The organism is Streptomyces sp. HUAS MS02 (assembly GCF_055702265.1).
Genome location: NZ_CM146747.1, coordinates 1824404 through 1845611, shown reverse-complemented (window position 1 = coordinate 1845611; position 21208 = coordinate 1824404). Strand labels below are relative to the sequence as shown.

Sequence of the window (21208 nt, the reverse complement as noted above, 5' to 3'; positions counted from 1 at the left end):
CGCCGAAATATGGTCGGAGGTTCTGGAAGAGCGTCAGGTGGGTGTCGAGGACAATTTCTTCGACCTCGGCGGGCACTCGGTGCTGCTGCATCTGGTCCAGGACCGGATCGATGAGGTGCTGGGCAAGAAGCCGTCCCTGGTCGACCTGTTCACGTACACGACGATCCGGGCGCTGGCTCGTCATCTCGACGGCGACACGGCCGGACCCACTCACTCCGGGAGCGCGGCGAAGCGGGCCGGCGGGCGGGCGCGACTTCAGCAGCAGCGTGCCCAGCGGAGCCGGTCGGCCGCACGGGACCAGGGCGGGACACGTGAGTGACGACGGAATCGGCGAGCCGGCGGACGACGCCGAGCACATCGCCGTCATCGGCATGGCGGCCCGGTTCCCCGGAGCCGAGGACATCGGCCAGTTCTGGCGGAACCTCACCGACGGCCTGGACACCGTGACCCGCTCGGATCCGCGGCCGGTCCCGGGTGGCGGCGGCCCCACCCGCTCGTACGTACCGGCCCGCGGCCTGCTGAAGGAACCGGAGTGGTTCGACGCGGACTACTTCGGCTACTCGCCCCGCGAGGCCCGGATCATCGACCCCCAGCACCGTGTCCTCCTGGAGTGCGCGGTCCAGGCCCTGGAACACGCCGGCTACGACCCGGCCCGGTGTCCCGGAGCCATCGGCGTCTACGGCGGCGGCACCGACACCCGCTACGCCCAGCTGGCGAGGTCGGGGGCGGACAGCGTGTCGGGGGCGAGCGACATGGAGATCCTGCTGGGCAACGCCAACGACTACCTGGTCACGCGGATCGCCTACAAGTTGGGGCTGCGCGGGCCGGCCGTCACGGTGCAGGCGGCGTGCGCCACCTCCCTGGTCGCTGTCCACACGGCCGTCCAGGCCCTGCTGTCCGGTGACTGCGACGTGGCCCTGGCCGGTGGTGCCGCCGTGCACGTCCCGGCCCGCAACAGCCCTTACACCGAGGGCGGGATCCTGTCCGCGGACGGGGTCTGCCGGACCTTCGACGCGGCCGCGGGCGGCACCGTGGGCGGCGACGGCGTGGGCATCGTGGTACTCAAACGGCTCGCGGAGGCCGTGTCGGACGGCGACCACGTCCACGCCGTGCTGCGGGGCACGGCGGTGAACAACGACGGCGCCGACCGGATCGGCTTCACCGCTCCCAGCGTCGACGGGCAGGCCGCCGTCGTCCGGGACGCGCTGTCCGTGGCCAGGGTGGACCCCGCAACCGTCACCTATGTGGAGGCCCACGGCACCGCCACGCCGCTCGGCGACCCCATCGAGGTGGCGGCGCTGACCAAGGCGTTCCGGGACGGCACCGACCGCAGCGGGTTCTGCCGGATCGGGTCGGTCAAGACGAACATCGGCCACACCGACGCCGCCGCCGGCGCGGCAGGCCTGATCAAGACGGTCCTCGCCCTGGAGCACGGCACCATCCCGCCGAGCCTGCACTACAGCGAACCCAACCCGGGGATCGACTTCGCCGCCACCCCCTTCCGGGTGGCCGACCGCCTGGAGGAATGGCGCACGCCGGCCGGAACACCCCGGCGCGCGGGGGTCAGTTCCTTCGGTATCGGCGGCACCAACGCCCACGTCGTCCTGGAGGAAGCCCCTGCGGCCGCGCCGACGGCACCCGCCGCCCCCTGGCAGCTGCTGGTCCTCTCGGCACGTACCCGGACCGCCCTGGAGGCGGTCACGGAGAACCTTGCCGCCCATCTGGACGCGCACCCCGGGGCACCGATCGCCGACGTGGCATGGACGCTCCAGACCGGTCGCCGGCAGCACGGCCACCGCAGGTACGCGGTCGTCGGAGGGACACCGGACGCCGTGCGGGCGCTGTCCGGCACGGACGGACGCCTGGTCGGCTCCGGCGGTTCCCCCCAGACCCGGTCGGTGACCTTGCTGTTCCCCGGCGCCGGAGCGCCCGGCGAAGCCGAGCGGCTCTACACGGAACACCGGGCCTTCCGCCGCGCGTTCGATGCCTGCCGCACCGCGGCGCGCGCCATCGGGAGCGTCGACGCGCGGGACCTCCGACCGGGCGTGAGGCCCGGCCACCCGGCCGCGGCCGAACTGCTGGCCTTCGCCGAGGAGTACGCGCTGGCGCGGACGTTGATCGCGTGGGGCGTGCGGCCGGCCTCGGTCCTGGGCACGGGCGTGGGCGTGTTGACGGCCGCCGCGGTGGCCGGTGTGTTCTCCGTTCGGGACGCGATCCGGCTGGCGGCGGAACGAATCCGGCTGCTGGGCACGACCGGTACGGCGCCCGGAACGGACGGTGTGGCCCGCTTCGAGGACCTCGTCCGCGAGGCCGGCCCCCGGGCCCCTGGCATCCCCGTCGTCTGCGGGGCGTCGGGCCGCGTGCTGACCCCGGCGGACGCGGCGGCTCCCGGGCACTGGTCCGCGTACCTGCGCGGGGAGAACCAGTGGCAGCGCGCCCTCGACCTGGTGCTGGAGGACCCCCGGTCCGTCCTGGTCGAGGTCGGCGTGGGAAGTGCCCTGGCCGCTGCCCAGCGGCGCCCCGGACACACGGACGACCACGTACTCCTGGCACCCCTGGCCGGGGACGCCGTGTCCGACGGGCCTCCCGCGCTGCTCACCGCGCTGGGAGAGCTGTGGCTGGCGGGCACCGAGGTCTCCTGGGCCGAGGTCCACGCGGCCCGCAGGCTCCGGGTCCCGCTGCCGACGTACCCGTTCGAACGGAGGCGGCACCTCGTGGCGGCGGCTGAACCGGAACCCGTGTCCGCCGGCACCCAGGAGGCCGTTGCGCAGAAGGCCGTCGCGCACGACGCCGGCCACGGGAACGGGCCGGAAGGAGGGGGCGGGGGAGCGCGCACCGCGCACCGGGTCGCCCGGCTCTTCGCCGAGACCCTCGGCCTGGCGGACGTCGCCCCCGAGAGCAGTTTCTTCGACCTGGGCGGTGACTCGCTCATCGCCGTCCAGATGCTGTCCCGTGCCCGTGAGGACTTCGGCGTGGAGATCGACGTCCTGGCGCTGTACGACGCCGAGACGGTGACCGAGTTCGCCGCGCTCGTGGACACGCTCGCGGGCGGCCACGACAGCCCGTCGAACACCACTTCCTGAGGAGCCGTCGCAGTGGATGGAAAGCAAGCCGTCGCCGGTGCGTCCCGCACGGTGTCGGGGAAACCGTGGCTGGTGTGCCGTGAGCACCGGCCGGCGGCCACCGCCGCCCTGTACTGCTTCACCCCCGCGGGCGGGGCGCCCGGCGAGTACGTACGGTGGTCCGACGACCTGCCGGACGTACAGGTGTGGGCGGTGCAACTGCCCGGCCGGGCCTCCCGCCGTGCCGAAGCGCCCTACAGGAGGATGGAGCCGCTGGTCGACGCGCTGGTGGAACAGGTGGTCTTCGAGCGGCCGTTCGCGTTCTTCGGCCACAGCCTCGGAGGGCTGGTCGCCTTCGAGACGGCCCGTGCCCTGCGCGACCGCGGCCGGGAGCAGCCGGAGCGGCTGTTCCTGTCGTCGGCCGTGCCGCCTCCCGTCGTCCTCACCGGCCCGCCGTTGCACACGCTCACCGACGCCGAACTGCTCCTCGCGGTGGAGCGCCGATGGGGGCCGTTGCCGGAGCCGGTCCGCGCGAACCCCGCGCTCCTGGAGATCGTGCTCGCCCATTACCGGGCCGACATCGAGCTGTTCGAAACATATGACCATGTCCCCGGCGAGCCGCTCGACCGCCCGATCACGGCCTTCGCCGGCACCGAGGAGCGGGACACCCTCCACATCGAGGGCTGGCAGGCGCACACCAACGCCTCGTTCGATTCGGTCCATCTGCCCGGCGGGCACTTCTACCTCCGGGCGGAGCGGCGTGAACTGTTGCGCAGGGTGGGCGAATCGATGCCGGGGGCCCGGGTGCCCCGAGGACAGCAGTGACGGGAGTCGCCATGCGGTACACGACCTTCGGCCGTGACACGGGCCTGCGGGTGTCGGAGTACGGGCTGGGCACAGTCAACTTCGGTACCGGATGGGGCGGTGGGGCCGAGCCCGACGAAGCACGCAAGGTGTTCGACCGGTTCGCCGACGCGGGCGGCACCCTGATCGACACCGCCGACTGCTACCAGTTCGGTCAGGCGGAGGAACTGTTGGGCGACTTCCTCGCCGCCGACCGCGACCACTTCGTGGTGGCGACCAAGTTCGGTTACGGATCGGCCCCGCAGCCCCGGATCTCCGGCACCGGCAACAGCCGCAAGAACATCGTCCGGTCGGTGGAGGCGAGCCTGAAACGGCTGTCCACCGACTACATCGACCTGTACTGGGCGCACTTCCCCGACACGGTCACGCCCACGGAGGAGATCCTCGCGGCCCTGGACGCCCTGGTGAGGGCCGGGAAGATCCTGCACGTGGGCCTGTCCAACTTCCCCGCCTGGCAGGTCTCCCGGGCGGTGACCGTCGCGGAGTACCGGCACCAGGCGCCGGTCGTGGCCATCCAGACCGAGTACAGCCTGGCCGACCGCACCGCCGAGCGGGAACTGCTGCCCATGGCGGAGAGTCTCGGCCTGGGCGCCGGGCTGTGGTCGCCGCTGGGCGGCGGGCTGCTGACGGGCAAGTACCGCTCCGGCGCCGAGGGGCGGCTCACCGACTGGAAGGGCCGGGTGATCCGCACAGAGAGCGACGACCAGCGGACCGCCGTCCTCGACGCCGTGATGGCAGTCGCGGAGGAGACCGGGACGCCCGCCTCACAGGTCTCCGTCGCCTGGGTGCGGGAGAGGGCCCGGCGTGCCCGCACCGCGTTCGTCCCCGTCATCGGGCCGCGCACGGTGGCCCAGCTCGACGACTACCTCGCCGCCCTCGACGTCGAGCTCACCGGTGAACAGCTCGCCCGTCTGGACGAGGTCAGTGCGGTGCCGCTCGGCTCGCCCCACGAGGTGAGCACCGCCGCCCTGGAGCGGATGCTCGGCGGCGACGCCGGACGCGTACGGGTCAGGGACACCCCGGTCGCATGAGGCACGATCCGGGCCGTGGTCGTGAAGAAGGAATCGGACGAGAAGGACGGGCCGGAACATGACGGCGAGCGAACTCATCGGTGTCTGGCGGCTGTTGTCGTTCCACGACGTCGACGAGGACGGCGGGACGCGGGAGGGGCCGCTGGGCCCGGAACCCGACGGACTGCTCTTCTACTCCGTCGAGGGGCATGTGTCCGTACACATGATGCGTACGGGACTCCAGGCGTCCCGTGGTGACTCCGGGGAAGGACCGCCGCAGAACTACATGAGCTACTCAGGCACATGGCGGCGGGCCGGTGACCAGGTCGTCCACACGATCACGGTCGCCCCGGAGCCGGGCTGGATCGGGACCGACCAGGTCCGGGACCTGTCCCTGGCCGGCGACACGCTCACGCTGCACGGCGACTCGCTGACCGGACGCAGGCGGCACCGGGTGCTGGTCTGGCGGCGCGTCAGCGGGGAGGCAGGACCGAAGCGTCCGTGACCGAGCCACGATCGCGGTCCGGCCGGGGATTCGCCGAGGCGCTCCCGGACTGTGCCGTGGCGGCGCGCACGCGGTCGATGAACGCGCGGGTGGCCGGGCTGACCGGGCCGTCGAGGCGCCAGCCGAGGGCGACCTGGCCGCGCAACTCGGGGTGGGAGAAGGGGATCGCGCACAACTGTGCCGGGTGGGACCTGGCGAGGGACTCCGGGAGGACGGCCACTCCCAGGCCCCAGGCGGCCAGCTCCGCGAGGGTGCTCGGGTTCCCGGCCTCGAAGCCGATCCGCAGGGCGATGCCGGCCTTGGCGCAGACCGCGTCGAGACTGGTGCGCATGCCGGTGCCCGGCGGGAGGCTGATCAGGGTGCGGTCCCGGATGTCGTCCAGGGTGATCTCCTTGCGGGCGGCCAGCGGATCGCCGGGACCCACGGCGGCGACCAGCCGCTCGTCCGCCACCACGTGCGTCGCCAGACCCACGGGGCCTGGCCCGGCGACGCCCGGCAGCGCGACGAACGCCGCGTCGAGCCGGCCCTCTCTCAGCGACTCGATCATCGCCTCCGAGTTCCCCTCCGAGAGGGTGATCTCCACAGACGGGTGGTCCTGGTGGAATTCGGCGAGCAGTGCGGGCAGAGCGAACCCCCCGCAGGACGGCACCATCCCGATCGCGACGTGCCCGCGCAGGAGACCGGTCAGCTCGTCGACGACCAGCCGGGTGTCGGTGATCGCCGCGAGCGCGGCACGGGCGTAGGGGAGCACCGCCTCGCCCACCTCGGTCGGCCGCACCAGACGTCCGGAACGGTCCAGCAACTCCTGGCCCAGCTTTCGCTCCAGCCGGCGGATCTGTGCGCTCACCCCCGGCTGCGCGACGTGCAGCCGGGCGGCCGCCTTGGTGAAACTCGCTTCCTCGACCACGGCTACGAAGTACTCCAACTGCCTCAGCTCCATAACCAATGATTCTAGCAAGGATACATTCCAGATCTTGGACTTCTGATCCTTCAGGGCCCAGTGTGAGGTGGACCGTCCCGCAGACGCCGCACGCCGGACCCTTGTGAGTCCGGCGGAGCGGAAAGGAGACACGACAGCGATGAGCGATGTTCCGGCGGAGTTCGAAGAGCTCGGCGAACAGGTACGGGGCCCGGTGTTCACGCCCGGCCGTCCTGGATACGACGACGAGCGGTCCGGTTTCCAGACCGCGTTCCGGCACCGCCCGGCAGTGATCGTGGGTGCGACCGGACCGGACGATGTGAGGGCCGCCGTGAAGTTCGCCGCGGACCGGGGACTGCCGGTCGCGGTGCAGGCCACCGGACATGGACTGTCGGTCGCCGCGCAGGGCGAAGGGGTCCTGATCAGCACCGGCAGGATGACCGACGTCCGGATCGACCCGCAGGCCCGCACCGTCCGGATCGAGGCCGGCGTGCGCTGGGAGCAGGTCGTCAGGGAAGCGGCGACGCACGGACTCGCGCCGCTGAACGGCTCCGCCCCGCACGTCGGCGCCGTCGCCTTCACACTCGGCGGCGGCGTCGGAGTGCTGGGCCGCGAGTTCGGCTACACCGCCGACCACGTGCGCAGCATCGATGTCGTCACTGCCGACGGCACCCTCCGCCACGTCACCGCCGACAGCGATCCCGACCTGTTCTGGGCGCTGCGCGGCGGACGGGACAACTTCGGCATCGTGACCGCTCTGGAGGTCGGCCTGGTCCCGCTGACCCGGATCTACGGCGGCGGCCTGTACTTCGACACCGACCTGGTCCCGGAGGCGCTGTCCACCTACCTCCGGTGGACCAGGACGGTGCCGGAGGAGCTGACGTCCTCGATCTCCCTGATGGGCTACCCGGACCTCCCGCCGATCCCGGCCCCCCTCAAGGGCCGCTACACCGCGCACATCCGCGTCGCCTACACCGGCGACGCGGAGGTAGGGGAGCGACTGGTGGAACCCCTGCGGGCGATAGGGCCGCGGCTGATCGACAGCGTCGGCGAGATGCCGTACACCGCGAGCGGCTCCATCTACAACGACCCGGCCTTCCCCCACGCCTACTACGGGAACAACGTCATGCTGGGTGAGGCGGCCCCCACGCTGGCGCAGACCGTGCTCGACCTGGTGGGCCCGAAGGCGGACGCCCCGTGCATCGTCGACGTGCGCCACCTCGGCGGCGCCTTCTCGCGGCCGCCCGCCGTGCCCAGCGCGATCGGCAGCCGGGAGGCGGAGTACATCCTGCGCGTTCTGACGCCGTTGGCCATCGGCGACGTGGACACCGCACGCCCCGTGCACGAGAGGCTGTACGAGGAGCTGCGGCCGTGGACCACCGGCCGCAACCTGAACTTCATCTACGCCGACGAGGCCACACCCGATCAGACGGGTCTGGTCTACTCGCCGCAGGACCTGCGGCGGCTCGCCGAGATCAAGGCCGTCCACGACCCGGCCAACCTGTTCCGCTTCAACCACAACATCGTGCCTGCCGCGAAGGCGTGAGCCGCGGGACCCGCCCGTGAGTGCGGCCCCCCACCGTCCTGTGGGGGGCCGCACTCACGGGCGACGGGCTGATGGGCCGGTTCAGGTGGCGGCGGGGACCTGGCCGTCGGCGCTGGGGGCGTCGTCGCCGGCCTCGGTGAGCAGCCCTGTGACGAGCCTGCCGATCGCGGTGACCGTGGGCTGGTTCCACAGCAGGGTCGACGGCAGGCTCAGCCGGAACTGCCGTTCGAGCCCGCGTCGGATGACCACCGACATGATCGAGTCGAGCCCCATCTCGGCGAGCGGCCGGTGGGGATCCACTGCCGAGGCGGCGAGGTTCATCTGTTCGGCCACCTTGCCGGCCACCTCCGCGATCACGTACGCCTCCAGCTCGTCGGAGGGCACCGCCTCCCAGTCGGAGCCGCCGGCCCGGTCGGCGGGGGCGCCGAGTGCCTGGTCCTCGGGCAGGCCGTCCAGGACCAGCGGACGGGTCACCCCCGGCTCGGTCGGCAGGGTGCGCAGGACGGCGGCGTACGGCAGGTCGTGCCGGTGCACGAAGTCCCAGGCCTGGAAGGCCTCGTCGGCCGTGATGTCGGCGGTTCCGCGCGCCGCCAGCTCGACGTCGATGACCGCTGACGATGTGGACATGCCCAGACCGCGCCACGACGTCCAGGCGAGACTGACGGTGTCCGTGCCGCCCAGAGCCCGGCGGTGCCGGGCGAGGCCGTCGAGCAGGGCGTTGCCGGCGGCGTAACTGGCCTGGCCCGGAAGGCCCAGGAGCAGCCCGGCCGACGAGAACAGGGCCAGGAAGTCGAGACTTCCCGGCGGGAACAGCTCGTGCAGCACCCGGGCCCCCGCCTCCTTCGGCCCCAGGACCTTCCGCAGGGACTCCCGGGTGAGATCCGCGAGGAGGGCGTTGTCGAGCACCCCGGCCGCATGCACGACGCCACGGAACGGCGGCAGCCCCAGGGCGTCCGCGTCCAGCGCGCGTCGCGCCTGCTCCAGGTCGGTGATGTCCACCTGTACGGGATGCACACTCACACCGAGCGCCTCCAGCTCGGTCACCGCCTCGATCCGGCGCCGAACCGAGGGATCCGGGACCCGGGACCACTCGGCACGGGGCGGCAGTCCCCCACGGCCGGCCAGCACCAGCCGGCGCGCACCCCGCCCGACGAGCCAGCGGGCGACCTCCAGGCCCAGGACGCCGAAGCCCCCGGTGATGAGGTAGGTGCCGCCTTGGTGGAGCCGCAACGGCCCCTGCACGGCCTCCTGCTGCACCCGCGCGAGACGTTCGACCAGCAAGGTGTCGTCCCGGAGCGCGACCACCTCGCCGAACGGCACCGAGCGGACGGCCGACAGCAGCAGCGCCGCACCGTGCTCGCTCGTGCCGGACGGCAGGTCGACCACACCGCCCCACACGTCGGGGTGTTCGGTCGCGGCGATGCGTCCGAAGCCCCACAGCGAGGACTGCGCCACGGTGTGCTCGGCCACGGACTCGCTCACGCCCTCCGTCGCACACCACAGGCGGACCGTGCCGGAGGCGGTCCTGCCGGCCTCCAGAGCCCGCAGCGTCGAAGCGAGCGCCCACACCGAGTCCCCGGCAGGGCCACGTGGCGAGACGAAGACCACGGTGTCGGCCCCGTCCGGGCCGTCGGCGTCCGTGACATCGGCGACGACCCGGCAGTGCACGCCCTGCTCCCGCCACCCGGCGGCAAGACGTCGGCCGAGCCGCCCCTCCGGGTCGACGAACAGAGCACGGGAGACCGGCCGGTCCTCGTCGGTCTCGGCGGGACGCCACACACTTTCGTGCACCAGGCGCCGGGGGTGCGCGGAGGCCGTGGGATCGGCGTCGATCCTTCCGAAGGCGAGGCCGCGCAGCACGGCCAGGGCCCGCCCGGACAGGTCGAGCAGGTGCACGTCCGCGGTGTCGGGCTCGTCCGTCGCGCGGACGGCGATCCACACGTCGGACGGCGGTGCGTCGACCGTCTGCACCCGGGAGATGCGCGCGGGCATGCGCAGCGCCTGGGCCCCGGGGAACACGGTCGACGCGATGGACAACGCCGCGTCGAACGCGGGCGCCCAGGAGGTGGGATCGGCGCCCTTCTCCTCCGGCACCGTGACGAGGGCGAGGAGTTCGCCGTCGCCGAGGCCCAGCCGGCGCACCGCCCAGGGGAAGCCCATCGCGGCGACCCCCACACCGGCGAGGCGGGCGATGGGGGAGTCCGGGTCGGCCTCCTCGGCGCAACGCTCCTGGAACCCCTCGAGAGAGACGCCTTCGACCGTGCCGCCCTCCTCCGTCGAGGACGTGGTGTGGGTGAGCCAGGCGCCGAAGTCGTCCGTGGTGTGCTCGTCCAGGAGACGGCCGGCCAGCCGCAGGCCGCCGTCCTGGTGGACGACCTGGAGCTCGCGGCGCCCGACGACCGCGACCGGAACGCGCAGCGCCACGTCGGTGAGCGCCGGTCGACCGCCGTACTCACCCGTGTCGGCCGCGGCGCGAAGGAAGGTGTTCAGGAGCACGGCCGCGGGGATGATCTCGGTGCCGCGCACCGGGTGGTCGCCCGGATAAGGGCGGTTGTCGAAGTCCAGCCGCGTGCGCCAGGTGTGCAGAGGAGTGCTGGACCACACGGTCGACCGCGCGCCCAGCAGACTGTGGTCGCCGGTGTCGTGGCCCGCCTGGTCACCGGCGTGCGCGGTGACGTGCTCACGCCAGTGCGGCACGTGCTGCCAGGCGATGACAGGCAGGTCCGCCAGCTCGCCGTCCGGCTGCAGCCTCGCCCAGTCCACGTCCGTGCCGTGCCGGTACATCTCGCCGATCCCCCGCAGCAGCGACGGCAGTTCCTCCGTGTCGCGACGGAGCAGGAAGGTGGCGGAGGCGTCCGTGACGTCGTCGGCGATGAAGGTCTCCACCAGGGAGTGGGTGATCACGGGATGACCGGAGATCTCGGCGAACAGCCGGTGGCCGTCGGCCAGGGCGGCGCGAACCGCGTCCGTGAGCCGCACCGGGTTGCGCAGGTTGGCCGCCCAGTAGTCGCCGTTCCGCGGCGCGGGGTCCCGTGGGTCGGACAGCGCGGTGGAGTACAGGGGCACGGTGGCGGGGCGGGGCGACAGATCGAGGCAGGCGTCCGCGAGGACCCGGGTGAGCCCGTCCATGTGCGCACTGTGGAAGGCCACATCGCTCTGGACGCGGCGTACGCGCACCCGCTCCTGCTCCCATCGGGCGCTCAGGGCGTCGATCGCGTCCGGGTCTCCGGAGACGACGGTGCTCTCCGGCGAGGATGCGATGGCGGCGGCGACGTCCGTCCGGTCGCCCAGCAGCCGCTCGACCTCGGCGAAGGGCAGGCTCACCATCGCCATCGCGCCCTGCCCGGCGACCTCGCGCAGCAGCAAGGAGCGCCGGCAGGCCAGCCGGGCGCCGTCCTCGGGCGTCAGCGCGCCCGCGGCCACCGATGCCGCGATCTCACCCACCGAGTGCCCGATGACGGCGGCGGGTGTGATGCCGTACGACCGCAGCACCGCGGCGAGGCCGATCTGGACGGCGAAGATCATCGCCTGGACGCGGTCCGTCGACTCGAAGTCGCCGTCGATCAGCACCTGCCGCGGGGAGAGCTTCATCTCCTCCTCGAACACCGGCGTGATCTCGTCCAGGGCGGCCCCGAACGCGGGCTCGTCCCGCAGCAGTCCGCGGCCCATGCCGATCCACTGGGAGCCGTGCCCGGAGAACACCCACACCGGCCCGCCGGACTGCGGCACCGACTCGGGTGCGGCCTCCACGATCTGGCGGAGCCCGTCGACGAGGCTCTCACGGTCGGTGGCCACGACCGTCGCGCGATGGGCGAGATGGGCCCGACGGTGGGCGAGTGTGTGCCCGACGTCGGCCGGCCGTACGGTCCTGGTCTCGTCCGAGAGCTGGGCCAGCAGCCGCTCGGCACCCGCGCGCAGGCCGGCGGGAGAGCCGCCGGTCAAGGGGAAGAGGCGGGGCGTGGTCAGCTCCGCGGAGGACGGCTCGTACCGCTTGCCGGCGGGGGCGGCCGTAGGACGGGACGGGTCGGGAGCCTCCTCCAGAATGATGTGCGCGATGGTTCCTCCGTATCCGTACCCGGAGACCCCGGCACGGCGCGGTGTACCGGGGTGGTCCGGCCAGGGTGTGGCCGTGTCGACCAGGCGCAGGCCGGAAGTGGCCCAGGGAATGGCCGGGTTGGGGGTGGCCGCATGGAGGCTGGCCGGGATGAGACCCTCCCGCAGGGCGAGGATCACCTTGATCACTCCGGCGACCCCGGAACCGGCCTCCAGATGCCCGATGTTGGTCTTGACCGAGCCGACGAGGCACGCGTCGTCCGCCGTGCGCCCGGCTCCGAACACCGCGGCCAGGGCACTCGCCTCCATGGGGTCGCCCGCGGGCGTGCCGGTGCCGTGCGCCTCGATGTAGCCGACCGTCGCCGGATCCAGCCCGCTGCGCTCCCAGGTACGGCGCAGCAGATGGGTCTGGGCCTCGCCGCTCGGGGCCATGATTCCGTTGGTCTTGCCGTCCTGGTGCACGCCGCTGCCCCGGATCAGCGCGAGGACGCGGTCGCCGTCGCGCTCCGCGTCGTCCAGTCGTTTCAGCACCAGGATCCCGCACCCCTCGCCCCGGCCGTAACCGTCGGCGTCGGCGCTGAACGCTTTGGACCGCCCGTCGGAGGCGATGGCACCGGCCTTGTCGAGCACCATGGTCAGTCCGGGTCCGGCCATCAGCATGACGCCCCCGGCCAGGGCCACCGGAGCCTCACCGCTGCGCAGACTGGCGCAGGCGAGATGCAGGGCGGCCAGCGAGGACGAGCAGGCGGTGTCGATCGCCATGCTGGGCCCGCGCAGATCGAGGGTGTACGAGACGCGGTTGGGCACCGCGCAGAGGGAGGCGCCGATCCCCGTCCATGCCTGGATGCGGGGAAGGTCCTCCAGGAGCCGGCGCCCGTAGTCGTCGGTGCCCACGCCGATGAACACCCCGGTGTCGCCGCCGGCCAGGTCGCGGGGCGGGATTCCGGCGTGCTCCAGGGCCTCCCACGCCACCTCCAGCGTGATGCGTTGCTGGGGGTCCATCTCCGCAGCCTCGCGCGGCGTGATCCCGAAGAACGCCGCGTCGAAACCGGCGATGTCCGAAAGGAAGTGCCCTGCCTTCGTGGTGTCCTTCAACGCCCGGCTGTTCTCGGCGTTCGACGCGTAGCCGTCCCAGCGTGTGCCGGGGAGCACGGACACGGTTTCCCGGCCCTCCTTCAGGAACTGCCAGAACTGTTGCGGGGAGTTGAGATCCAAGGGCAGACGGCAGGCCATTCCGATGACGGCGATGGGTATCTCGTGCTGGGAACTGGAATACCCCTGAACGCTCATGGTGGTTACTCACTTTCCGGTCCGTCGGGCAGTTCTGGGCATGCGTCAGGGCCGCGTCGGACCTCTCGGATGCGGCTGATGGGTGTGCGAGGCGTTTCGCCTCATGGCGCGTGGACGCGCGCCGAGGGAAGGTGACTTCTGCGGATATCGCCCGAGACCGCCGTGCGGGCCGCTTCACGGACTCGCAGCTCAGGTGGGCATTCGGGTGGACCCGCCGGCCCGTCTCGGTCCGGCAGCCGTCTCGGCGGAACTGCCGGGGAGCCGGTCGGTCAGAAAGCGTGCGAGCCGATGAACTTCCGTTCCCGAAGCAGACAGCCGGAGCAGAGGTCGGCCGGAGAAGGTTGCTTGGTGAGGAGAGAGAAGATGGCCAGAGTGATCGCGGAAACCGATGTCGGTGCGATCGGGAAACAGGACCTGATCTGTGCGTTCGACGCCGGTCCGGAGGCCTGACCCTGATCCGTCATATCGCACTCCCGTGTGGGGGCTGGGCTCCTTTGGCAGTTCTCGATCACGGTATGAACGGCGTTTCACCGGTGTCAATTTGACGGGAATCAGTTGGTCGGTACTCAGAACACTCATGCGACGTGCTCCCCCCCCGCCCGTCGTGCGGACCGAGTGGGGTGGCGCGGCGCCCGCGGTGAGGCGGTCTGTGCCCCGCGGATGAGTAGTGGCGCGGATGAGCGGTGGCGCGGATGAGTGGTGGCGCCGCCGGCACCGGAACGACGAGGCTGGTGCCGAGTGGCTCCGCCCGACCGCGGAGCGCCGGATCGGGGCGGGGCAGGCCCGAGTGACGGACCGCGGGCGGATCGGTCCGGCGGCGCCCCGCCCGTGGTCGTCTGTGTGATCGCGACGGCGCGGCGACCGTGGAATCACAGGGTCAGGTGCTCAGCCGTCTCTGTGGCGGCGATCATGACCAGACTCGAGAAGGAGTAGATGAAATTCCCGGGCGCGCCACTCGATCCACGGATTCTCAGCAGGTTCTGCTCGACCAGGAACTCCAGTATGTCCTCTGCTTCGGCCTCGGTGGTGCCGAGGATCTCGGCGGTCTCTTTCACGGATACCGTTCCGTTCGACATGAGGGCCAGTCGTACGAGCCCCCGTCGTACGTCTCCGGGGAGTTGTTCGAAGCTCCGCGCCAACGCGGCCCGGACATCCAGACGTGCCAGGCGTAGCTCGTCGAGCCGGTTCCGAGAGGTATCGGTCATCCTTTGCACGAGGTGGGAGACCGGCCAATGGGGTTTCCCGGCCAGTCTCGTCGCGGCCGTTCGTACGGCCAACGGCAGACGGTCACACAGATCCACCAGCGCGTCGGTGGCCTCTGGTTCTCTGTCCACTCTGCTGTCGCCGACGATCCGGCGCACCAGCGCGACGGCCTCGGCATGCTCGAATTCACCGATCCTGATGGCGTACGCGTTCTCCACGGTGTCCTTGTAGGAACGCGCGGTCAGGATGGCGCGGGACTCACCAGCTGACGGGACCAGCGCTTTGGTCTGCTCCTCGTCGGTTATGTCATCGAGCAGGATGAGCATTTTCCGACCGCTGAGGATCCTTTGGTACACCCATGCACGGTCGATCAGGGAGTCGGGTAGAGTCTCCTCCGGATCGACTGCCTCGATGAATTCTCCGAGAATGTCGTACACTCTGCGCGGGGGCCCCGCAGTGCAGGAGAATTTGACGTACAACTGCCCGTCAGGAAAATCGGCCGCCCTGTTGTGCCCCAACCGTACGGCCAACGCACTCTTTCCCGTCCCGGCCATTCCGTGGATCACCAGGGGCCGGGGAGTGGCCGACAGGCGAAGACGCTCCGACAGTTCCCGTAGCAGGGTTTCGCGTCCGGTGAAGTCAGTGATTCCCGCGGGAAGCCTGTACGGCGCTTCGGTATATCTTCGGGGTCCGGTCTCCAGCGGGTAGGAGGAGCTGAGAGCCGGGTCTCCGTTGAGTATGGCGTGAAAGACGGCCTTCAGGGAGGCGCTCGGATCCACTCCGAGCGTTTCGACGAGTGCCACCCGGCCGGCGTGGTAGACGTCGAGAGCCTCCGCCTGACGGCCGCTGCGGTACAGGGCCGTCATCAGCAGGGCCCGCAGTCGCTCGCGTAGGGGGAACTTCTCGACCAGCGAGGTCAGTTCCGCTACCAGCCGACCGTGCCGGCCCAGGCCCAGGTCCGCCTCCGCCTTCTCCTCGACGACCGTCGCCCGCAACTCGTTGATGCGTGGCAGTTCGATGTCGGAGAGGTGCGGGGTGACGCCGCCGAGAGCGGGGCCGCGCCAGAACGCAAGTGCCTGGGAGTAGTAGCTCGACGCCTCCGCGTACCGGTGCTGGAACAGCTTCGCCCTCCCGGCCTCGGCCAGGCGCACAAATTCCTTGTAGTCCACTTTCACTGCGTCGGTCGGTAATAAATAGCTCGTTGCGCGACGTCTGATCGGCGCACGGGGGCCGAGCGCCTTCCTGAGGCGGGATACGTAGGTGTGGATCTGGGCCTGCTGGGTCGCGGGCGGAGAGGATCCCCACAGCACTTCACTGATCTCGGTTTTGGATATTGCTTTCCCGTCCGCCAGGACAAGGGCTGTCAGGATCGTCTTCGGTTTTCTTCCCCCGAGCTGCATGGACTGTCCTTCACGCTCGACCTCTACAGGACCCAGAATTTTGATTTCCATCTGGTTCTCCTTGAGTACGCTCTACACGGGAGGAGGGGACCACGTGTTGAGTCAAGTTTCTTTCGGGCATGCAAGAAGAGGGAAGTGGCCTGCCACGGACGAGAATGATGCTAACGATGTCAGACTGGGACGGAAACGCAATTCAACAAACTTCATCACGCCTTCATGCTGACGGCAAGAGGAGGGGGTGAGTCGTTCTCTTTTGTGCCCTTGCTCTGTCTACGTGCCGACCTGCAACTTTTGGCCGTGGCGCGGTGGGCTCGCCTGGCAGTGGTGTGCTCGCGTCGCCGAATCCCTCCTGGAAGGATTCGTTCGCCGGCGCCGGTCGACTTCGAGCCCCGAGGATTTGCAGTAGAGAAGCGGGATTCGAGTGTACAAGCCATTGGTCAGTGAACCCGGATCGTCATGGATGGGCCCGGCTGTTTGCAGTGTCCAAGCCTTTCGATGGGTGGACCGTCGGCTTTCTCGGGTTGATGATCCGGTCCTTGGCGGCCATGGTTTCCCGGCGCCCGACACCGACTGCTCTGGTGTCATAACCATCGGTTCTGGCACCGAGACCTCACAAGTCTTGGACTTCCTGCGCGCGCTGCACAAGAGTGATCGCGAGGGATACGGACATTTCATGTGCTCGGGCAGCGGGTCGTGTCGACCCGATCTGCCGTGAAGGAGATGAACGCGCGTTGGTCGTCGAGGAGCTCCCGGGCCACTCGGCAACCGCACGTCCGGCCGGACGGATGCCGGCCGGACCGGTACGTGCGGATCGGCGACGGCCCGAGAGGCGTGGAGGCGCCGCTCGTGGGAGTCTCCGGTCCCGGCGTGCCGGGAGGAACCGGGTGGCCGCTGCTCGCCACCGCGCGGCATCCGTCCTCCCCTTCCCGACTCCGAGTGCGCGCCCTGTCGTGTCAACTCGCGGTGCCACAAACCCCATTGGCTGAAAGGAACTGAGCATGTCCACTGCTGCGACCCCCGAGGATCTGGCCCGGCTGTTCGTGGAACGAGCCAACGCCCGGGATGCCGAGGGTCTGTCCGAGCTGTACGCGCCCGACGCGGTCCTGGCCTACCCGCCGGGGGCCTCGACCGTGGGCAGGAAGGCGATCCAGGCCGTGTACGAGCGGATGCTGCAGAACGTGCCGCTGCCGTTCCCCGTGGAGGAGCCCCTGCCCACGGTCCGGTACGGCGACCTGGCGCTCACCTCCACGCGGGACTCCGACAACACGGGTGGCCGGGTGCAGGTCGCTCAGCTCCAGGGGGATGGCACCTGGCTTCGGATCATCGACCGTCCCGAACTCCCCAAGGGCTGATCCGGGCGCAGCCGACTGCGGACCGGCGCGCCGCGCGGGGGGCACTCCTGTGCGGCGCGCCGGTCCGCTCGTCCGGTGCGGGACTTGCGGGACTTTGATGGGCAATGAGGGACCAGTGACGAGGAGTTTCTCTGGTGGAATCCGTCGACACCCTGATGAAGAAGCATGAAAGTGCACGTCTTGACTCACTGAATCTCATAGTGAGCGAGAATCGGATGAGCGATCGGGCGAGAGCTCCGTTGGCCTCCGACATATCTCAGCGCTATGCCGCGGACTTCTACTCCGGTACGGCGCCCGCTCGGCAGCTGACGGAGTACGTGACGAAACTCGCCTCCGACACGTTCGAAGCGCGGTACGTGAACCTTTCTCCCATCTCGGGCAACATGAGCCTGCTCGCCGCCGTGTTCGCCCTGTCCGGGACCGGTGACCACGTCGGCCGCATACCTCCCTTCTTCCCGGGCGGTGGCTACCCCCTCGACTACGCGGTGTTCGACCGCCGCCCGCTGCCGCTGCCCTTCTCCGACGAGAACTGGCAGGTCGACCTCGACGCGACGGTCTCCCTCCTCCGCGACGTCAGACCGCCGCTGGTGGTCCTGGGGTCGTCGATCGTCACGTACCCGATGCCGGTGCGGGAGATCAGCGACATCGTCCACTCCTACGGCGGGCTGGTTGCGTACGACGGGTCGCACACGCTGGGCCTGATCGCCGGCGGCCAGTACCAGGACCCGCTGCGCGAAGGCGCCGACCTGCTGCTCGGGTCGACGCACAAGACGTTCCCCGGACCGCAGGGCGGCCTGATTCTCACCGACAGGAAGGACGTCCACGAGCGGGTGGAGGCCCTGTCCAACCTCCGCCCGCTCAGTGGCCCGACCCTCATATGCAACCCGCACCTCGCGCGTGTCGCATCGCTCGGGATCGTCTTGGAAGAGACCTCTTGGACGGAGTACGCGAAGCAGATCGTGGACAATGCGCGAAGCGTCGCCTTGGCGCTTCTGGACTCTGGCATCGCTCTGCGTGGGACGGCCGCGCGGAACTTCACCGAACTGACGTACTGTCACCAGATCCTCGTCGATGTCCCCCTGGACGAGGCCCGCAGGCTGCGCGACCACTTGGGGCGTCACCGCATCAACGTGGACGGTTTCCTTCGCCTCGGGGTATCGGAGATCACCCGCCTGGGATTCACCGTCGAGGAATGCGGGGAGCTCGGCCGGCTGATCGCCGCCCTCATCAAGAATGAACCCGATGTGCCCGCTGGGATCGACCGCCGGATAGCAGAATTGGTCGAGTCGCATCGAGAGGTCGTCCTCTGAGACGACCCAGTCCTGTGAACGCGTAGGCGGCTGACGCCGAGCGGTCGTCGCTGGGCGTCAGCCGTGCGGGTGCCGCACGCCGACAGTAGGCGACTGCTCAGAGCCAGTCACGTCGTTTGAAAATGACGTACAAACTGGTGCATACGACTGCCATCAGCGCGACGGCGAAGGGGTATCCGAGCGCCCAGTGCAACTCGGGCATGTGGCTGAAGTTCATCCCGTAGACCGTCCCGACCAGCGTCGGGGCGAACAGGATCGCCGCCCACGACGAGATCTTCTTGATCTCCTCGTTCTGTTCGAAGCCCGCCTCCGCCAGAGCCCGCATCTCCGCGTTCTGTTGCTGCGTGACGAGGGTGGCGTTGACCGTGAGGATCTCGGTGAGCGCCTGGCGGAAGCCGTCCACGCGCTCGCTGGTGTGGGTGACGTGGTCGGCGACGTCGCGGAGATAGCGCTGGAGCTCCTCGTCCGTCTCGTACTTGGTGAAGCCGGCCATGAGGCCGTGGAGCATGCCGACCAGCGGGCGCGTGGCGCGCTGGAACTCGACCATCTCGCGCGAGAGTTCGTAGATGCGGCGGGAGGCCTCCGGGTCGCCGCGGAAGACCTCCGTCTCGATCTCGTCGATGTCGTTCTGCACCCCCGCGACGACCGGCGCGTACCCGTCGACCACCGCGTCGAGGATGGCGTAGAGGACCGCCTCGGGGCCCAGCCTCAGCAGCTCCGGCTCCTCCTCCATCCGGCGGCGCACGGCCGACAGGTCCGGTGCCGCCCCGTGCCGGACCGTGATGACGAAGTCCGGCCCCACGAAGACGTGCAGCTCGCCGAAGTCCACCTCCTCCAGCGCGTCGAGGTAACGCGCGGCGCGCAGGACGACGAAGAGGGTGTCGCCGTAGCGTTCCAGCTTGGGGCGTTGGTGTGCCTCCATCGCGTCCTCGACCGCCAGCGGGTGCAGGTCGAACTCGGCTGCCAGGGAGAGGAGTTCGGCCTCGGTCGGACGCGCGAGGCCGATCCACGCCATGCCCGCCGGGGCCCGGCGGAGTTCGCGGAAGGTGTCCGCGAGGGTGGCCGGGGAGGAGACGCGTACTCCGTCCTGGTACAAGGCCGCCTCCACCACACTGGCCGTCCGCTCGACCGCGGCCGGCGGCGTCGTGTCCGGGCTCGGTGCCGTCGGCCCGCCGGGCGGTGTCGGCGGAGAGGACAGCGCACGGCGCCAGACGGACTTCCGGCCGCTCTTGGAAGTGGGGCCGGTGCTCTTCGGTGCCGGGCGGGCGCGTCGATCGGCCATCGCGAATGCCTCCCGAGGTGCGCGGACTCGTAGGGCGGACTAGTAGGACTGTGTGATCACCCATCAGGATACGGACGGGATTGCGGACGGGATTGCGGACGGGATTGCGGACAGGCTCATGGACGGGCTTACGGACAGGACGCGAACAGAGGGGCGGCGGAGTTCGGCGGTGAAATCTGTCCGCCCTCGATGTCGAGGACAGAAGTTGTCCGCAACGCCCGCTAGCGTGCTCAGCATGACGAACAAGGCGCCCCAGACCGCCGCTCCCCGGCTCGGCACCCTCGCTCTCAACCGCGCGACCCTGGCCCGTCAACTCCTGCTGGGCCGGGTGGAGATGACCGCCCACGACGCCGTCGAGCATCTCCTCGGCCTCCAGGCGCAGAACGTCCAGCCGCCCTACTACGCGCTCGCGGCCCGCTTGGACGGCTTCACGCCGGAGCGGTTGTCGGGGCTGATGGCCGATCGGGAGGTCGTCCGCATCGTCAGCATGCGGTCCACGATCCACACGCACACCGCCGAGGACTGCCTCACCCTGCAGCCGTTGGTGCAGCCGGCCCGGGAGCGTGAGCTGAACCTGTTCCGCAAGGGGCTGGTCGGCGTCGACCTCGACCGGCTGGAGGCCATCGCCCGCGAACTCGTCGAGGACGAGCCGCGCACGCTGAAGCAGTTGCGCGAGGCCCTGGTCGTGGAGTGGCCCGACGCCGACCCGTTCGCCCTCGGTCTCGCCGCGCGCTGCCGGCTGCCGCTCGTCCAGGTCACCCCGCGCGGCCTGTGGGGCAGGAGCGGGCAGGCCGCCCTGACCACCGCCGAACACTGGCTCGGCCGGTCCGCCCAGGAGGCCCCGGCACCCGAGGTCGTGGTCCGGCGCTATCTCGCCGCCTTCGGGCCCGCCTCCGTCAAGGACATGCAGACCTGGGCGGGACTGACCCGTCTGCGCGAGGCGTTCGAGCGGCTGCGCCCGGAGCTGGTCACCTTCCGGGACGACCGCGGCACCGAGCTCTTCGACCTCCCGGACGCGCCCCGCCCGGACCCGGAGACTCCGGCGCCGCCCCGGCTGCTCCCCGAGTTCGACAATCTGCTCCTCTCGCACGCCGACCGTTCCCGGGTCGTGCCACCCGGCCTCAAGGGCCGTTCCTGGCAGGGGAACCAGGCCCACCGCACCTTCCTCGTCGACGGTTTCCTGGCCGGCATCTGGAAGCTCGACGGCGACGTCGTGACTCTCGAACCCTTCGGCACTCTCACCGCGCGGCAGCGCGCGGAGCTGGTGGAGGAGGCCGCCCGCCTGCTCGAAGCACTGCACGGCACCGGGTCGTACGACATCCGCTTCGGAACCGTGGCAGCCGCCGACCGGTGACGCGCCCCCTCGTCGCACAAGTGGAGAGGGGGCGCCCCGAACCGCTCGTGGCAGGTTC

General features: G+C 70.5%; 13 protein-coding genes. 9 read left to right on the top strand and 4 right to left on the bottom strand.

What is annotated here, in order from left to right:
- The first annotated feature begins 37 nt into the window (after nt 1–37).
- From ACZ9QC_RS07925 to ACZ9QC_RS07905, 5 genes are read left to right on the top strand one after another with little or no spacing between them, the layout of a single operon-like run.
- Nucleotides 38–319, top strand: coding sequence for a phosphopantetheine-binding protein (locus ACZ9QC_RS07925; protein WP_472919489.1), 282 nt, complete (start codon nt 38–40; stop codon nt 317–319).
- On the top strand, nt 312–3083 hold the full coding sequence (locus ACZ9QC_RS07920; protein WP_472919488.1) for a type I polyketide synthase: 2772 nt from the start codon (nt 312–314) through the stop codon (nt 3081–3083). The genes ACZ9QC_RS07925 and ACZ9QC_RS07920 overlap by 8 nt, the downstream gene beginning before the upstream one ends.
- A gap of 12 nt (nt 3084–3095) precedes the next feature.
- Nucleotides 3096–3887, top strand: coding sequence for a thioesterase II family protein (locus tag ACZ9QC_RS07915; protein ID WP_472919487.1), 792 nt, complete (start codon nt 3096–3098; stop codon nt 3885–3887).
- Between the two features lie 11 nt (nt 3888–3898).
- The gene (locus ACZ9QC_RS07910) at nt 3899–4957 is read left to right on the top strand and encodes an aldo/keto reductase (protein WP_472919486.1); all 1059 of its coding nucleotides are present in this window, start codon (nt 3899–3901) and stop codon (nt 4955–4957) included.
- Between the two features lie 58 nt (nt 4958–5015).
- Nucleotides 5016–5441 carry a lipocalin-like domain-containing protein gene (locus ACZ9QC_RS07905; RefSeq protein ID WP_472919485.1) on the top strand — a complete coding sequence of 142 codons (426 nt, stop codon included), beginning with the start codon at nt 5016–5018 and terminating at the stop codon, nt 5439–5441.
- On the opposite strand, the gene ACZ9QC_RS07900 is transcribed toward ACZ9QC_RS07905, so the two are convergent.
- A complete protein-coding gene (locus tag ACZ9QC_RS07900) occupies nt 5410–6381 on the bottom strand; it encodes a LysR family transcriptional regulator (RefSeq protein ID WP_472919484.1) in 972 nt (323 codons plus the stop codon). The genes ACZ9QC_RS07905 and ACZ9QC_RS07900 overlap by 32 nt on opposite strands.
- A 139-nt stretch (nt 6382–6520) precedes the next feature.
- Here ACZ9QC_RS07900 and ACZ9QC_RS07895 point away from each other — a divergent pair, with 139 nt between their 5' ends.
- Nucleotides 6521–7906 carry an FAD-binding oxidoreductase gene (locus ACZ9QC_RS07895; RefSeq protein ID WP_472919483.1) on the top strand — a complete coding sequence of 462 codons (1386 nt, stop codon included), beginning with the start codon at nt 6521–6523 and terminating at the stop codon, nt 7904–7906.
- A gap of 81 nt (nt 7907–7987) precedes the next feature.
- Here the strand turns inward: ACZ9QC_RS07895 and ACZ9QC_RS07890 are convergent, their stop codons facing one another.
- Nucleotides 7988–13249 carry a type I polyketide synthase gene (locus tag ACZ9QC_RS07890; protein ID WP_472919482.1) on the bottom strand — a complete coding sequence of 1754 codons (5262 nt, stop codon included), beginning with the start codon at nt 13247–13249 and terminating at the stop codon, nt 7988–7990.
- Between the two features lie 869 nt (nt 13250–14118).
- Nucleotides 14119–15903: an AfsR/SARP family transcriptional regulator gene (locus tag ACZ9QC_RS07885; RefSeq protein WP_472919481.1), complete on the bottom strand. Its 1785-nt coding sequence runs from the start codon at nt 15901–15903 to the stop codon at nt 14119–14121.
- A gap of 947 nt (nt 15904–16850) precedes the next feature.
- Here ACZ9QC_RS07885 and ACZ9QC_RS07880 point away from each other — a divergent pair.
- Together ACZ9QC_RS07880 and ACZ9QC_RS07875 are read left to right on the top strand one after the other, a co-directional pair.
- Nucleotides 16851–17204 (top strand): YybH family protein, encoded by a 354-nt coding sequence (locus tag ACZ9QC_RS07880; RefSeq protein ID WP_472919480.1) that lies wholly within the window; start codon nt 16851–16853, stop codon nt 17202–17204.
- Nucleotides 17205–17359: 155 nt separating this feature from the next.
- Nucleotides 17360–18514, top strand: a complete 1155-nt coding sequence (locus ACZ9QC_RS07875) for a PLP-dependent aminotransferase family protein (protein ID WP_472921627.1) — start codon at nt 17360–17362, stop codon at nt 18512–18514.
- Between the two features lie 97 nt (nt 18515–18611).
- Here ACZ9QC_RS07875 and ACZ9QC_RS07870 read toward each other — a convergent pair whose 3' ends face one another.
- Nucleotides 18612–19796: a magnesium and cobalt transport protein CorA gene (locus ACZ9QC_RS07870; RefSeq protein WP_472919479.1), complete on the bottom strand. Its 1185-nt coding sequence runs from the start codon at nt 19794–19796 to the stop codon at nt 18612–18614.
- 235 nt (nt 19797–20031) lie between these two features.
- Here ACZ9QC_RS07870 and ACZ9QC_RS07865 point away from each other — a divergent pair, with 235 nt between their 5' ends.
- Entirely contained in the window at nt 20032–21150 is a 1119-nt protein-coding gene (locus ACZ9QC_RS07865; RefSeq protein ID WP_472919478.1) for a winged helix DNA-binding domain-containing protein, read from the top strand.
- Nucleotides 21151–21208: the final 58 nt, after the last annotated feature.

Bases quoted from the DNA above. Each gene is read 5' to 3' on its own strand.
- ACZ9QC_RS07885 (WP_472919481.1), bottom strand. From the start codon at position 15,903: ATGGAAATCAAAATTCTGGGTCCTGTAGAGGTCGAGCGTGAAGGACAG.
- ACZ9QC_RS07865 (WP_472919478.1), top strand. From the start codon at position 20,032: ATGACGAACAAGGCGCCCCAGACCGCCGCTCCCCGGCTCGGCACCCTC.
- ACZ9QC_RS07875 (WP_472921627.1), top strand. From the start codon at position 17,360: ATGAAGAAGCATGAAAGTGCACGTCTTGACTCACTGAATCTCATAGTG.
- ACZ9QC_RS07900 (WP_472919484.1), bottom strand. From the start codon at position 6,381: ATGGAGCTGAGGCAGTTGGAGTACTTCGTAGCCGTGGTCGAGGAAGCG.
- ACZ9QC_RS07890 (WP_472919482.1), bottom strand. From the start codon at position 13,249: ATGAGCGTTCAGGGGTATTCCAGTTCCCAGCACGAGATACCCATCGCC.
- ACZ9QC_RS07880 (WP_472919480.1), top strand. From the start codon at position 16,851: ATGTCCACTGCTGCGACCCCCGAGGATCTGGCCCGGCTGTTCGTGGAA.
- ACZ9QC_RS07905 (WP_472919485.1), top strand. From the start codon at position 5,016: ATGACGGCGAGCGAACTCATCGGTGTCTGGCGGCTGTTGTCGTTCCAC.
- ACZ9QC_RS07910 (WP_472919486.1), top strand. From the start codon at position 3,899: ATGCGGTACACGACCTTCGGCCGTGACACGGGCCTGCGGGTGTCGGAG.
- ACZ9QC_RS07870 (WP_472919479.1), bottom strand. From the start codon at position 19,796: ATGGCCGATCGACGCGCCCGCCCGGCACCGAAGAGCACCGGCCCCACT.
- ACZ9QC_RS07895 (WP_472919483.1), top strand. From the start codon at position 6,521: ATGAGCGATGTTCCGGCGGAGTTCGAAGAGCTCGGCGAACAGGTACGG.